Source organism: Paenibacillus sp. PAMC21692, from assembly GCF_014303795.1.
Lineage (GTDB): Bacteria > Bacillota > Bacilli > Paenibacillales > Paenibacillaceae > Pristimantibacillus > Pristimantibacillus agaridevorans.
On the sequence record NZ_CP060293.1, the window covers coordinates 6,212,942 to 6,228,267 of the forward strand.

General features: G+C 49.5%; 9 protein-coding genes. All 9 read right to left on the reverse strand.

The window, feature by feature from the left end; all coding sequences use genetic code 11:
- The 9 genes from H7F31_RS25370 to H7F31_RS25410 all read right to left on the reverse strand — a co-directional run bounded on the left by H7F31_RS25370 (position 1) and on the right by H7F31_RS25410 (position 14,928).
- A complete protein-coding gene (locus H7F31_RS25370) occupies positions 1–942 on the reverse strand; it encodes an ABC transporter permease (RefSeq protein ID WP_187101066.1) in 942 nt (313 codons plus the stop codon).
- A 238-nt stretch (positions 943–1,180) separates the two neighbouring features.
- The gene (locus H7F31_RS25375; RefSeq protein WP_187101067.1) at positions 1,181–3,415 is read right to left on the reverse strand and encodes a helix-turn-helix domain-containing protein; all 2,235 of its coding nucleotides are present in this window, start codon (positions 3,413–3,415) and stop codon (positions 1,181–1,183) included.
- A gap of 127 nt (positions 3,416–3,542) precedes the next feature.
- The gene (locus tag H7F31_RS25380; RefSeq protein WP_187101068.1) at positions 3,543–5,162 is read right to left on the reverse strand and encodes a response regulator transcription factor; all 1,620 of its coding nucleotides are present in this window, start codon (positions 5,160–5,162) and stop codon (positions 3,543–3,545) included.
- A 28-nt stretch (positions 5,163–5,190) separates the two neighbouring features.
- Positions 5,191–6,477 (reverse strand): ABC transporter substrate-binding protein, encoded by a 1,287-nt coding sequence (locus H7F31_RS25385; RefSeq protein ID WP_187101069.1) that lies wholly within the window; start codon positions 6,475–6,477, stop codon positions 5,191–5,193.
- A 117-nt stretch (positions 6,478–6,594) separates the two neighbouring features.
- Entirely contained in the window at positions 6,595–8,325 is a 1,731-nt protein-coding gene (locus tag H7F31_RS25390; protein WP_261800128.1) for a sensor histidine kinase, read from the reverse strand.
- Between the two features lie 68 nt (positions 8,326–8,393).
- Positions 8,394–9,233, reverse strand: coding sequence for a carbohydrate ABC transporter permease (locus H7F31_RS25395; RefSeq protein ID WP_187101070.1), 840 nt, complete (start codon positions 9,231–9,233; stop codon positions 8,394–8,396).
- Entirely contained in the window at positions 9,230–10,198 is a 969-nt protein-coding gene (locus tag H7F31_RS25400) for a carbohydrate ABC transporter permease (RefSeq protein ID WP_187101071.1), read from the reverse strand. Before H7F31_RS25400 ends, H7F31_RS25395 begins: the two co-directional genes overlap by 4 nt.
- 170 nt (positions 10,199–10,368) lie before the next feature.
- Complete coding sequence (locus tag H7F31_RS25405; protein WP_187101072.1) at positions 10,369–13,653, reverse strand: endo-1,4-beta-xylanase; 3,285 nt, start codon at positions 13,651–13,653, stop codon at positions 10,369–10,371.
- Between the two features lie 246 nt (positions 13,654–13,899).
- Positions 13,900–14,928 (reverse strand): S-layer homology domain-containing protein, encoded by a 1,029-nt coding sequence (locus tag H7F31_RS25410; RefSeq protein WP_187101073.1) that lies wholly within the window; start codon positions 14,926–14,928, stop codon positions 13,900–13,902.
- Between the last annotated feature and the right edge of the window lie 398 nt (positions 14,929–15,326).

Here is a 15,326-nt window from a genome sequence, read left to right on the forward strand (position 1 = left end):
CTACCATATGCCCTGATCGTTGACCTTGCGGGAAATCAAATCGGCAGACAGGAGGAAGATCAAACCGATGACCGCCTGAAATAGTCCAATAGCCGTAGCTATTGTATAACGGGCCGATTGGATTCCGGTCTTGTACACGTACGTACTGATGACCTCCGAAACATCGGTGACGAGCGGATTGCTTAATACGAACGGCCGGTCGAAGCCGATGCTGGCCATATGCCCGATATTGATGATGAGCAAAATAATAATGGTCGGCTTTATGCCCGGCAACGTGATATGCCATATCTTCCTCAATCGGCTGGCGCCGTCTACATCGGCCGCTTCATAAAGATCCTTGTTGATTCCCGTTAAAGCCGCAAGGTAGATAATGGTCCCCCATCCTGCATTTTGCCAAATTCCGATACCTAGATACGTAAATACCCAATACACCGGATCTGTCAAAAACGGGATAGTGTTCAGGTTAAAGGACTTTAATACATTGTTGACGATACCGGTATTGGTCGCGAGCAATTGGATCGCGATGCCTCCAATAATGACCCATGAGATGAAATGCGGCAGATACAGCACCATCTGCGCACCCCTCTTAAACCAATGGACCCGAAGCTCGTTAAGGATGATGGCCAGCAGGATGGGAAGAGGAAAGCTGACCAGCAGATCGAGCAAATTCAGCATGAACGTATTTCGCAACGCCAGGTAAAATCCTTGCATCTGGAAAATTTCCCTAAACGTCTCGAAGCCGATCCATGGACTATCCCAAATGCCTTTAAAAATGTTGTAATCCTTAAACGCGATGACGGCGCCTAACATCGGTACGTACTTGAATGTTACGAAAAACACCAAGGGTACCAGAATCAAGATGTATAGCTGCCAGTCTCGGAGCAAGGAGCGTAACGGCAGTCGTGGTGCCGTCCTGCGCACCGGCTTGGTTGTTATGGCCATCTACCTCCTTCTTAAGTTAGTCGTTGCCAACGGCCCATGCATGGTTAGGCGCTGCTTACAGGCACTAATGTATCATCGAGCCCGCTTGTTTGAACATTGACAATAATTAAGCTCCTAACCAGCTGCTTTCATGCAAAAATCGACTTGATTTTGTGCTGATTTGAATCGTCTTTACCTTTATTGCAAAGCTAACAGGCCCCTGTTTCGAACGCAAAACCCGCTATGCATCAGACCTCTCCTAACCTTTTCGTTGCGTACGATAGATAGCTCTGTACTCGCCTGGCGGAAACCCGAATATTTTCTTGAACGCCCGGTGGAAGGAGAGCACATGCGCGTAACCTACCCGCTCGGCAATGATTTGTATGGCATCATCCGAATCCACGAGCAGCTTCCGCGCATGCTCGAGCCGAACCTTTAAGACGTAATCGATAAACTTCTCTCCGGTCTCCTTTTTAAACAAAATGCTTGCATTGGTTGAAGGCAAATCGAAGGTATCGCTCACGGCAACGAGAGACAAATCCGAATCCGCAAAATGATGATCGATATACGCCTTCATTCGCATCGCGATCGATTTGTTGCTGTTGCTTTCGCGCTGCTGCTTTAATTGCACGGCCAGTTCTCCTAAAACGTCTTCAGCTCCTTGGCAGAAATCCGACAACGTCTCCGCTAAATTGGCAAGCTTCTCGAAGCGGTTACGATAATTGCTCTCCCATGCATTCACCATGTCCGGCGGCATGGATGATATTTCTTTGTCCAGATGCAGCATCAGACTCGTTATAAAGGCGACTAGCTCCGACCTTCCGAGTCTCTTGCCCCGCAGATCGCCGACCAGCTGCTCGAACTTGTCACGCCAGCCGTCATCCCCCTTTCTAAGCAGGTGAATCATTTCCGGCATCATGCCCATTACAACGTAAGAATCCATGTCCGACTTTTGCTGGGCCATTAGTCGATCAATCACGCTATTGGTTCCAAATACGGCTTTCAGGCAAACATGGGAAACGGCAATGCGATAGGATGTCGCGACTTGAGTTACGCTTTCCACGCATGCGCCTATTCCGACGGATATGGTAAATTCCAGATTGTCTTGTATCCAATTCTTGTATACGTTGCATATCTCATAGATCTTGTCTTCATAGGGAAGATCGCATTCTTTAAGAAACAATACCACCGCCGCCTGATGCTGATCCGTCCAAGCGAAGTGCAGCATTATGTTCCTTTCGCTTGCCGATTCCTTGAGGGCGCTTTCCAGAATATACTTGAGCAAGTGTTGATCGCCGGGTTTGTAGTTTTCGGAAAACATATGGTATCGGTCTATCTCTATGGAAAGGGCGCATACTCGGTCGTAGTCGATTGGAAGTCCCAGCACGGAAGCCTCGCTGTCCCACTCCGAGGCGCTAATAACGCGTTGACCGGCAATAAGCTCCTGGATAAAAATTCTTTTGCGATGAATGGCCTCCGCCTGCTGCAAGGAGTTATAATCCATCGATTTTTGCAGCAAATTTTCGAATGCCGATTCAATGATGTTAAATTCGTTTGACCTTCTTTTCATGCCGTTGCCTGCGCCCTTTTTAATCCCGATCGACGAATTGATCTTCTCGACGAGATTATGGATCGGCTTGTAGTGGATATGCGTGATGATTGTAAACCAGATAAGGGCTAACACGATGATGACGAGGACAAGGATGAACCAGATGTTTGACAGCTGAGAGATTGCGGAGAAGCTTGCGGCATTGACGCTCTCGACCGAATAGGCCCACCCGGTATAATCCGATTTGGTTTGAAAGCTGGACACCGGAGATTGACCGTCGGATACGTTGTGGAACTCTTTATTTTCGGAGTCGAGAATGTGGATTTTCGACTGCTCGAGTTCGCCGAATTGATTAAGGTATTCCATCATGGGGTTGACGTAGATATTAATGACAATAATTCCCGTTTGCTGCGAGGGGTACTTGTATTTTTTCATGAGAGAAACTACTTTTTGCCCATTGTTATTGGTAAACAGCGTATACTCGCGGGGCTCCGTCCATTTGTTTGGTTCGGTTTGACTTATGTTATCGCGGAGAAATTCGCTATCCGCGAAAGAATCGAGCGAGTACGTATTGGAATCGGACAAAATCATTTGATTCGATTCCCGGTACATATAGATGGAGCTTTCGAAAGGAAAGGAGGATTTGAGCTCGATTAATCTCTTTTGAATGACGTAATAATCATAAATATTTTTCGTTCGCTGAGAAAAATAATCCATAATATGCTGGTCGGTTATCAACGCGCTAACCGAATTTCGTTCAATCAGCTTCAGATTGACCTCGGTATACTTCATCATCTGCGTGACGATCGATCGATTGGTCTCCATATATCTGCTCTCGGACTGATGGTTTAAGGTCGTAAAAAAGATGATGATTACCGAAGAAATCACCACAAAAAAAATAGGCGTGTAGGACAACATCAAACGATAATACCAGTTTAATTTCATTGCAATCCGCCTCCGCTCTCGATAAATGGAATTGATAGCGCTTACAATTAATCGCTGTCTCCCGCCGCTTATTCAGCACGGGAGTTTAGCGATTCTCGCGTAAGGTATACATCGTTTTAACGTTGCGTTATTTCGTTAATTCCGTTGGATTATTGCCGATATATTTTTTGAATAGCGTGCTGAAATACGGCACGTTCTTATACCCGACCTGGCTCGCCACTTCATAGACCAGCATTTTTCTCTCCAGCAGCAGCTCCTTTGCCTTCTCCATTCTTACGCGGGTCAAATAATTATTAAACGTGTCGCCTACACTGTTCTTAAAGATATCGGATAAGTAATTTCGGGACATATTGACTTTGTCCGCCAGATCTGCGAGAGTTACTTCTTCCGCATAGCTGCTGTGAATATACTGCAGCATGAAGTCCACCGCCTGCCGATGTTTACCATTGCCCTTCCACTCTCTGCTGGAGCATATCGCGCTTACCGTTTTCGTGATCCACTGCTCCAGCATATCGATTCTTGTCAGCATCACGATCTCTTGTTGAGGAAGCTTCAGCGGAGATCTCTCGTCCAACACGATTCCCGCCTCGTATAAGCTATAATTAAGAATGCCCCACATTTCGCCGGCGAGAAGCTGCACTTCAGATGGCGTATATCGGCTCCTGGACGATAGGAGCAGGAATTGATCGGCTATAATGCGGAGAGCGAGTCCCTCCTGATTTGCTTTTATCGCGCTTGTAAGCTCCTGATAAAATTTCACGGGACGAGTCAAGGGCCCAATGTCCCCAGACCATTCGGTTCCACCCGCTTGATAGAGCTCGTATCCTTTCATGGACGGGGATTCTCTCAGCTCGATGGACCGGAAGGCTTCTTCCGTCGAATCCGAAATTTGCAGCCAACTGCCCTTAAGGCTGCCCATTCCGATTCTAAGATTAATATTCAAGTATCGACTTACGCTTTCGATGGCTTCGGTACCGAGTTGTCTTAGCTTCATGTGGAGGTCTTCTTGTGAAGGAGAGCGGGGGAGATGAATGACAATACCCGATCGTGTGCCGTGCAGCTCGGTATACGAATACGAGTCGAATATGGGATTCGCGATTTCCTTGATAATATTGCCGACAGCAAACCGGAACAGGTTTAAATCCGCGATAGGTACGGCGTTCAAGCGCGCATCCCGAACAATTTCGATGCCGATGACGAGATGACTGATTTGTCTCCAAAAGCTGTACGATTCCGGTAATTTCTCGTCTTTGCGATACGAGGGCTCCAACGTGCCCGAAATAACCGATTTGACCCATTCTTTCTCAATAAAGGGCTGGAATTCGCTCAGCCATTCGGACTGTTCCGCATGCTCCTTGTCCTTCATTCGTTCTTCCTGCAGCTGCGTTACGATTTTGTGCAGGATGGATTTTAAGGTAGATACGCTAACCGGCTTGCTCAAATAGTCGACGACACTCAGCCTCATCGCTTGACGAGCATACTCAAAGTCCGAATATCCGCTTAAAATGACGATTTTTCCGTTGAAATCGTCGTTGCGCAATAATTCGATCATGTCCAATCCGCCCATGACCGGCATATAAATATCCGTAATGACAAGATCGGGGTTCACCTTGCGGATCAGTTGCAGCCCTTCTTCGCCATCGGTCGCTTCGCCCGCCCATTCGGCTCCCAGATCGTTCCACGGAATGACCTGCTTCATTCCTTGCAGAACATTACGGTCATCGTCGATGATCACGATTTTCCACATGGCTCCGTCCCCTTCGTTCATCTCTTGATTATTCGTACTCCTTGGCCGTCTTCCGCAAGGCCTCGTAAGCTTGCTCAGGCGTCTTTTTGCCGAAGCTGAGTTCGTCTCGGACAAGCGCCCAGTCCTTATCCACCCAATTCGTCCAGCCGCTGGGGCCAGGCGACCATTGTTGACCGTTCTGTTGCGTGGCGTGATACAATTCCATCCCCGCCCTATCCGCATCGCTGAACGAGGCTTCTATCGCGGTAGCCACCTTGGTGTTGACCGGGACCCCCCGGGTGGTTCCGAGAATTTCGCCAGCTTCTTCGCTGTTAATGAACCAGTCGACAAACTTCTTGGCCTCTTCGACGTTATCGGAGAAAGGCGATATGCCAAAGAACAAGGAGGGTTTCAACCAGCCGCCCGCTTCTGCGGATCTGGGCATCGTCACCAAAGCATAGGCGCCTGGATTCATGCTGTCCCAGCCACCGTAGCTGGCGTTGAATGCAAGCCGGAGCAAAATGGCCCCTTTTACCAGAAGATCCGCGGAAGGATCAAATTCCTTATCCGACGCATTGACGTCAGCCGGCGGTACGGCCCCTGATTCGCGCAGCAGCTGCCAGCGATTGGCCCAATCCAAAAACAGGTCCTTATCTATATTAAATTTACCATCGTCCGTCACCAGCTGACCTTTGCCGTTCGCGTACTGATAGGCGCTGTAGGCAAAATAATCTCCCGCGTAATCCTTTGATACGTATTGGTTGCCGGCCAGCTTAATCTTCGCCTCTATCGCGAATTGAAAAAAATCGTCCCAGGTCCATCCCATGGAGGGAAAAGCGATGCCGAGCTTCTCCATGGCAGCCTTGTTATAGATCATCCCATGGGCTACCGACCCTAACGGAACGCCGTACAACTTGTTATCGATCAAGCTGATGCTTGTCAACTTGGAATCAATATCTGTAAGATCGATAGCTTCCGTCAGGTCGGCAAGCTGATTCCGGGAAGCCCAATCCGCTACCCAGCTGGGGTCAATCTGGAATATATCCGGAGCATTATGGGCGGCGGCTTGGGTAGACAGCTTGTCCAAATATCCATCCATGCCCGAATACTCCGGCTCGAATGTCACATGCGGATTGGCTTTCGAATAAGCCTCCAATGCCTTAAGCGTCACTTCATGCCTGGATTGAGCTCCCCACCACATCATGCGCAGCTTCACTTTCTCTCCGATTTGGGGTTTTGCCGGATTCGCGCCATCGTTGCCGGATACGCAAGCCGATAACGTCATGGCCAATACAATTGCCGCAGCAATCCCGGCTATTTTTTTCCGAGCTGCCATTTTGCCCCCCCTTTTTTTCTGCGGTCCTGATCTATCCCCATCTTAACAAGCACAATTTTCTATTTATACAAGAAAGATGCACAATTTGATTTGATATTTTCCGATTACCGCTCAAGATTACGGGATCGTATACAGAACGGGGAGCGTCACGCCGACATGGGTTCCCCCTTCCTCGCGCGACTTCAGCTCGACAACATAATCGCCGCCAAAATGAGCGAAAATACGTTCCCTCACATTGCGAATGCCGTAACCGCCTGTTTTACGTTTCGGGGTCCTGGCGGGCTGATAACCTTGTCCGTCATCCTCGATCTCGATAACGAGCTTGCCTTCTGATTGCTTGATGCGAATCCGGACCGTTCCGTTGCTGCGATTGTGGAAGCCATGAACGACCGCATTTTCTACGAAGGGCTGCAATATCATTTTTGGAATGTACAGCAACTGGATGGATTCCGGACTATCGATAAAAAATTGCAAAGCGCCCTTATAGCGAATCTGCTGAATCTCCAGGTAACAGCTTAAATGCTCAATCTCCTCTTTAACGGTAATAAACGTATTGCCATTGGACAACCCTATCCGAAACATTCGTCCCATAAGCTCCAGAATGCGGCTAATCTCTTCCTGATGATTGGTTATGGCTATCCAATTCAGCTGATCTAATGTGTTATATAAAAAATGCGGATTAATATTGGCCTGCAAAGCTTCCATTTCGGCCTTTTTTTGAAGCTCGTGCCTCTCGCGAAGCGACTGTACCAGCTGCTCGATACGTTCATTCTGCTTGCGATATCCCGAGAAAAGATACCCGAACTCATTCCTGTAGTCATCCGGCAGCTTCAAATTTTCGCCGTCGACGGAATAACGATTCATCGCGCCGACCAGCTTCTTGATCGGCTTCGTGAACTGCATACTGAGCAGCATCGTTATGATTAACGTTAATAGAACGGATAAGGCCCCAATGACGGCAATGACCTTCGCCAGCTTCACGCTTCCTTTGGTAATTTCGGACCAGGGGGTTATTTCCACCAAAGTCCATTTGGAGTTAATGTTCCGAGCGTATACGAACAGCGATGCCGAGGTCCCGTTGCCTGCCTCGATCCGGAATACCCCCGAGGGACCATCCATTTTGGCCTTAAGGTCAGCCCATGTTTCCGCATCCGGGACATTGCCGATTTGGAGTATCGGTTGCCCCGACATATCCAGCATGATCCTGCTCACTTCTCCTGTGGAGTGGCCTATTAATACTTGACCAAGCAGTTCCGACTTTAAATGGATAACCAGATACCCGATCCTTTTATTATTATAGAGGATGGTGCGTACAAAACTGATGACGGAGATTTCTCCTTTAAACGAAGCGCGTTTATATTCGTCGCTCCATGCAAAATCGTTGCGTTTAATGTCTTCCGCCCAATATTGTCGCGAAGCCTCCTTCAAATCCAAAAACTGAATGTAGCTTACCGAGTCCCCGTAACCGGGGTCATTCATGAACACATCGATTCCTTCGATTAGCGGCATCGAATTCGTCAAGCTCGCCAGAGATTGTTTAACTTCCTTAAACTGTTGGTACCTGATGAATTCATCCTCATCATTGTCGCCCGACAATAAAGAAAGCAACGAATCGTCCCGGGATTTGGACAATGAAATTTGTTCGATGGTGACCATTCGCGATGTAATTTCATTGTTCAGTTCATTAAGAAGTTTTTGTTGATTGGTAGATGCGGTCGTCGCCAGCTCCCTTGAAGTCAGACTATAACTTATCCATATAATCGTTATAATGACAAGGGTTACGAGCAAAGCAAAGCTGCCAAAAAATAATCGGTCGATTCTGTACCTCTTAAATGGATTTCCTATCATGCAGGCACTCCTCTACCCTGTTGATTATATCGAATAAGCAGCGGTTCTCGTCGTGGCCGGGGGTCCTATTACTTAATGCCTGTTGTGGCGATCCCTTCAACTAATTGCTTCTGCGCAACGGCGAACACCAAAGTTGCCGGAACGACCGAAACAAGCGACATAGCAAGCAATTGCCCCCATCGATGATGGCCCTCCGAATCATTGAGCATCTTTAGGGCGAGCGTTACCGTATACTTGTCAACGGAATTAATATACAAGAGATGACCCAAAAAATCGTCCCAATTCCAAAGAAAACAAAAAATCAGTACCGTTGCGATCGCGGATTTCGTCAGCGGGATCACCATGCGCCAATATAAACCGAACCAGGTACAACCATCGATCTTCGCCGATTCGTCAAGCTCCTTGGGGATTCCCCTTATAAATTGCACGAGGAGAAAAACAAAAAAGGTACCGCCTGTCCCTCCAGCCAACATTTGCGGAACGATAAACGGCCAATACGTATTAATCCAACCAAACTGATAAAACATCGCGTATTGCGGGACGATCAGCACTTGCGCCGGCAACATGAAGGTCAGCATAAGTATCGCGAACCAAAATTTTCTCAAAGGAAAATCAAGTCTTGCGAAGCCGAACGCGACCAAGGTGCAGGAAAATATAGCAGCTGCAAGAACGGCGATCTCAAGCAAAAACGTATTCAGGTAAAAGCGGGTGAAAGAATATCCGGGGATCGCCGTCCAGCCCTCGCGGAAATTGCTCCACACGGGAACCGACGGAAATACGTTAAGAGAGCTTATTTCCGCAGTCGATTCTAACGATGCGCCGATCCACCACGCAATGGGGTATAGCATGACGACACTAAACAAAACAAGCATAATATGGCGAATCGCGTCGGATGTTTGCCGCCTCATGGCCTCCCTCCTCCGGATTCCGATTCGTAGAACACCCAATACTTGGAGGTCAGGGCGATGATGCCCGCTACAACGGCAATCGTCATCAACATCATCCAGGCAAGCGATGAGGCATATCCCATTTGATAACGGTTGAAAGCGCGTTCATAGAGATAAACGGCGTATACCATTGTAGCATTCATAGGCCCTCCTCTTGTAATGACATAGGCAGCCGTAAACATCTGGAAGGCTCCGATTATCGCCATGATCAGGTTAAAGTACAGGGTCGGCGTTAGCATGGGCAATGTAATGCACCAGGTCTGCTTCAACCGGCTGGCGCCGTCCGCCGACGAAGCTTCGTATAGATCCCTAGGGATTTGCTTCAGGCCAGCCAAAAAGATGACCATGGCCGAGCCAAGCTGCCACGCCGTCAGCAACACTAGCGTCCATAACGCCGTATCGGGATCGCTAATCCATCCCCTCCCTTTAAATCCAAATAGCTGGAGAACTCGATTGACGAATCCGTCTATTCCGAATATATTCCCCCATAACATCGATACGGCGATACTCCCCCCGATCAAGGAAGGAAAGTAAATAGCAACGCGGTAAGCGGATAACCCTTTAACCGCTTGGTTTAACGCCAGAGCGACAAGCAATGCCGCCAACAAACGAACAGGGACAGAAACGATGACGAATTTGAACGTTACGGCCAAAGACTGAACAAATTTATCGTCCTCCAGCAATATCCGTTTGTAATTGCCGAGTCCAACCCAGTTCATGCCTTGCATTAATGTATAATCCGTAAACGAATAATAGAGAGAAAGCATCATGGGGTATAACGTCAGCCCCAAAAATCCGAGCAACCATGGCGAAATAAATAAATATCCCGCCAGCGGAGACTCCCACCTTCTGAAGGATGTTTTCTTGCGAAGCTTGTTCAAGGCATGATGGCTGGGGCCTATGGATATGTTCTCGTTGCGGCTCATATTATCCTCCTAGCTTGGATGTCTCTATCTTCCAAGTATAAGAGCAAGGTCAGTCCAAACCTATAAGGGAATCTCACGATTCCTTTCAATATAATCAGAAAAAAAGGAGAGAGGCAGCAATCTGCCTCTCTCCCATTCCCTAAATCAGTACTTGAATAACGGTTAGCGCATTACCATTCTAGAATCATGCGAGCCAGCATAGTCAGATCGAGAATGTCGATTCGTTTATCGTTGTTCAAGTCCAGGTCTTGCACTTGATCCCATCCAGCATCTTCATAGGTCATGCCATAAACCTTAGCCATAATCGCCAAGTCGCCAACGCTGATCTTGCCGTCTTCATTGTGGTCGCTCGGGATCTTCACGATCACGGAAGACTGGAAGTGCAGTAATGCGGCGTTCAACAGAGCCGCAGCTTCATCGATCCGATCTTGAGTGGCGTTCGAGTTATCCGCTACGGTCTCCGCTGCATCGATGGCAGCCTGCAGCGTTGCCTTGGAGCCTGCCGGATATTGTCCGATCAGCTTGCCTTCCGCTGCTTGATCATGCGCGCTTTGCGCTTCGGCAATCAGCGCGTTCAGCGCCGCTTTGTCGATGACGTCGATTCGAACGGTGTGTACCGTGCCGTCACGATCCGTCTCCGCGCCTGCGCCGTCTGCCGTCACCAATCGGGCGACCTCGACGTTCGTCAAGCCGGCTGGCGCATGTTCTTTGGCCCGGAACGACAATTGGATCAGATCCGCATTCGGATTGGTTTGACCGGCGCCAAGATGAACGCCCAGAATGCGGAGCGTTCCGGCAGGTTCTGTCTTGTAATCGGCGACGACGAATTTCGCTTCGTCTGTCGAGACTGGCGGTGCGGTCAGTTCCAGCTTTTCGGCATCGTACGTAATCGTGACGTCTTGAGCCAGTACGTTGCCCTGCACATGGCTCAAACCGTAGACAAGGTCGAAGGAACCGCCGGCCGGCACATGATCGGCGCCGGTTAATGTTGCAGGCGCTTTAGAGCCACCGACGGAATAGATGCCGAGATCGCCAAGGTCAATGGCATAGTCATCCTGGATTTTCTCGTATTCGCCTGCAAAGAAATCATCCAGGTAGGAATGCCCCAGCATGAAGCGGTTCGGATTCATGGCGCCATAGTATCCGGCATTGGCATTGCTCTGACCGTCGAACAGCACATAACTTCCCTGCCATCCGGAACCGGTTACGCCCCAACTAATGATGTGATCGATGTACGGGGCGAACTTGGTGAACAGTTTATACATCAGCGCATACTGATAACCAAGGGCGTCAGACTGTCTCACATTGAGCGCCGCTGGAGCGATCGCGCCGCCGCCGGGAGCGTTTGTCGGCAACTTAAGGTCGAATTCCGAGAAAGTAATACCGGCAAGCAAGCCCTGGTCAACTAGAGATGCATAGAGGGCCATGGCATATTGGTTATCGCTTGCAAGTGTTTTCTTAACCGCATCATGTCCCTGGATACCCATGTCCTCAATAAGGGGTCTTCCGTCATACAGCGGGTCGGTAAGCCATGCGGTGTTCAATTCGCGGATCATGTTGTACGCGGTCCTCGCTTTGGTGCGGACGGAAATGTCGTAATCGTTGTAGGTCAGCTTCGGAGGACTGTCCGTGATATAGGCGTCAATGCTGCCTTCGGCGTCGTGTCCGTCGAGCTTCATGTACTCGGGAAGGTTGGCGTAGTTGGCTTTGTAAGCCGCCGCCATCTGAGCGTTCGGCGCCGCGATGTGCGCGTACTTGAAGAGCAGGTAAATGTAATGCTCTCTGATGTCGCCTTCAATTTGGTCATCCGACAAGGCAACCAGCCAGTTGGTGTGTTTGAGGCTTGTTCTCCAGCTGTTCGGATCCGCCGGGATGTTTTCGCTATGGCGGCTTTCGTGAACCTCTTCGTTGAGTACATCCCATGAATTGAAGGGGATGACTCCGCGGGTTTCGCTTGAGCCGTACTTCGCATCCGTGGTCAGGAAGTGGCGCATCACATACATGGTGTGATTAAACTGCACTCTTCTGGCGCTTTCTTTGTCTACCGGAACCGTGCTTGTCACGCCGTTGCCCAATCCGTAGAAACTGGCTGTGCCTTTATATCCGGATTCAAGATTCGCGGGAATGATCTGTCTCATCCATGCAGGTGCCTGGTTGTACCATGCCAACACATGACCGTGAGACTTGTATTGCCCGGTAGTTCCCGAATCCCTGATCGCTTGATAAGAGCCGGTCGGGAAGTTGTACTCAGCTGTGCCAGGAGTGGTGGTTGCCCCGTTCAGTGGCGCTCCGGTCACGCTTTTTAGCCAATTGGGACCGCGGGGATGCGTTGGTTCGGCCTTAAGATTGTTGCCGTCGACAAAGATTTCATAGTGCCGGGCCCTGGTTCCGGTTACGGATCCGGTTCCGATCGAGCCGACCATGAACAGGTCGTTCTCCTTGTTGTATACACTCTTAAGAGGCGCTACGGCACTCTGATTTTCCTTGTTGACTACATTGGGAAGCGCAATGCCGTCTGGATCGGGCGCGGTTATTTGGATATTGGCGACAAGCAGCATGCCGGTTTCTGCGGGACGGCCGTTCTCGCCATGGAGCTCAAGAATGAAATTCGACGAATTGCCTGTCGAGGCGTTAATGCTGTGGTGGGCCATTAACCAGGATTCGCCGTTGTAGCTGCCAACCCAGTCGGGGTTAAGGTTATTGTACTGGTATTCCCTGAGGTAGCTATCAAGATCGGAGTTGGCATTTCTGGTTCTCCACCGCATGAATTTGCCCTGCGCGCTCTTGGGATAGTACACATCAAACTCAATCGTCGCTCCTGCAGGGACATTGACAGCCGGAGACAACGGAGATGCAAGAGTTATTCCGCCGAACGTGCTTGTTCCGTTATGGACGTAATTGATCTGGAGAACATCGGCTTTGCCCGCGGAATCCGCAAAAGGATAAGGAATCATTTTGAATGTGCCGCCGGCAAAGTCGGCAGGGACGCGGTTGTCCAGCGGAGTTCTCGTGGCCCAGGCACCGGTGGGCTCGGTAATTAATACAGGCATTTTACCAGGACCCGGATCAAGACGGAAGTAGGGATCCGAACCGTCCGCTTTGATCCTTCCGGTGAAAATCGCTATTGCCTCCTCAAGGCTGGCAATGGCTTCGTCGGCGGGAGTGAGCTCATGGCGAGCGAATTCGAGCGCTTTATCGAGATCCTCGAGTTCGTTGGCGTACACCCAAGGGAAAGCTTGGTTTACATCGGAGCCGTCGTCAGTACGGCTAACCTGGAGCGGGAATTCCTCGTTGCCTGCTTTTAGGGCTTCGGCTTGCGCAATGAGGTCGTTCAGTTCAAGCGACGACTCGCCTTCGGCCCCGGCGGCCGGGGCGGGGACAAACGCGAATGTGGAAATCAGCATGATGACTGCGAGGATGCGGGAGACGTTAATTAAGAGTTTTTCAACTTTCATCTTATTTTGCTCCTTTTCGTAAGGCAACCACTAAAATCTCGTTTTAATGCCGCCCGTTTTGGAATTTTGGGATTTCGGAATCCCACATACAAGAAGAGTCGCGCTTTATCGCAATCACAGACGCGTAAGCGCTTACCATAACCCCTAATAATCTGCCGAATAGATCCACCTCCTTCATTCGATACATAGCTGCCTCATTTCCGGACGTAACGCCATCATTGTAGCGAATGGAATAATATTCGTCGGTTAAAATAACGCGTTCCCGCTGCTCTGCAATGTCAAAATCAGAGTCACCGCCTCGGCCCGGGTAGCGTTAGCTTTCGGAACAAACCGATTATTGCCCCTCCCTTGCATAATGCCTGCTTCTACCGCATGCGCGATGAACGGACTCGCCCATGACGGAATTTCACTATCATCCGCGAAGCTTGTCGTCTTACCGGAATCAATAGGGACGACTAAGGTCCTCGTAGCCATTACGGCCATCTCCGCACGGTTAATGTGTTTAGAAGCGCGGAAAGTATGGTCCTCGTAACCTGTTACGATTCCCGCCGAGATGGCTTGACTAACAGCTGGCACGGCCCATGAAGGAATGTGAGCGGAATCGGTAAATTCAAGGGCAATATCTGTAGCTTGAGGCAGCGATAAGGCGCGAATTAACATGGCCGTAAACTCTGCGCGAGTAACGAATTGCTGAGGTCGAAACGTTCCATCGGGGTAGCCGTCCACAATGCCTATCGAAGCTGCTTTGTCAATGTTTCCCTCAGCCCAATGCCCCGAAATATCCGTAAATGCCTGTAGTTGCCTTGTAATGTCAAAGTCGATCCGCACATCGGCCTTTGGCTCTTGAGCCATAATATCGCTGCTTACAAGCTTAACTTTTTTGAGCTCGACGGACGTCTTGCCTGCAGCAATCATTCTGAAGGTGATTTCGGCCATCTCAACCTTGCCGCTTTCGCCATTCGTACGCCCGACCTTGGTGTGGGCAAATAGAAGTCGGCCCTCTTCTTCATGAACAGGGACGGAGAAGCCGGAAACGGCACTCTTGGCTCCCTTATATTCCAGCCTGCTCTTATCATAGGTTAGCTGAATTTCAAAACCATACATATCCTGCAGATGCTCGCCCGTCACGATCACCCTGATGTCCCGACCTGCTACAGCTCGGTCTTCCGATGCGGTTAAAGTAAAAACGGGGCCGCTTTCCGCTGAAGCGGCTGGCGCGAAATAGGATAGAAGCAGTACGAAGGTTAAAATACCGGCTATAGCTCTATTGATCATGTCGATCCGCTCCTTCATTAATAAGTAGAGGAGACGCTTGCTTCTCTCCCCCTTGATTCCATTATGACGTTCTGCCATAAGATTGGGCGGCGAGAGCCAAGTCGCCTACGCTTCCTTTATTATCTTCGTTAGATTTGTTTGATCCCCGTCCGCTTTGTTAAATGCGTAAGCGCCCCCAATACCATCCATAACCTGCTTTAATCGACCTCGCTGGTCGCTACCGCTGCTTTGACCTCAGGCGCCGGCATCCAACCCAAAATCAATGTCAGACCGAGACATAAACACATTATTCGACTTAGCTTTCCTTTAAACAAATCAACCGCTCCCCTGCCATGGATTCAATTCGCTATTAGCGTAGCAAATCGATAGGAAAGCGTATATTGACATTAATCAATGCC

Coding starts and splice junctions, on each gene's coding strand:
- H7F31_RS25405 (WP_187101072.1), bottom strand. CDS start 13,653: ATGAAAGTTGAAAAACTCTTAATTAACGTCTCCCGCATCCTCGCAGTC.
- H7F31_RS25410 (WP_187101073.1), bottom strand. CDS start 14,928: ATGATCAATAGAGCTATAGCCGGTATTTTAACCTTCGTACTGCTTCTA.
- H7F31_RS25395 (WP_187101070.1), bottom strand. CDS start 9,233: ATGAGGCGGCAAACATCCGACGCGATTCGCCATATTATGCTTGTTTTG.
- H7F31_RS25370 (WP_187101066.1), bottom strand. CDS start 942: ATGGCCATAACAACCAAGCCGGTGCGCAGGACGGCACCACGACTGCCG.
- H7F31_RS25380 (WP_187101068.1), bottom strand. CDS start 5,162: ATGTGGAAAATCGTGATCATCGACGATGACCGTAATGTTCTGCAAGGA.
- H7F31_RS25385 (WP_187101069.1), bottom strand. CDS start 6,477: ATGGCAGCTCGGAAAAAAATAGCCGGGATTGCTGCGGCAATTGTATTG.
- H7F31_RS25400 (WP_187101071.1), bottom strand. CDS start 10,198: ATGAGCCGCAACGAGAACATATCCATAGGCCCCAGCCATCATGCCTTG.
- H7F31_RS25375 (WP_187101067.1), bottom strand. CDS start 3,415: ATGAAATTAAACTGGTATTATCGTTTGATGTTGTCCTACACGCCTATT.
- H7F31_RS25390 (WP_261800128.1), bottom strand. CDS start 8,325: ATGATAGGAAATCCATTTAAGAGGTACAGAATCGACCGATTATTTTTT.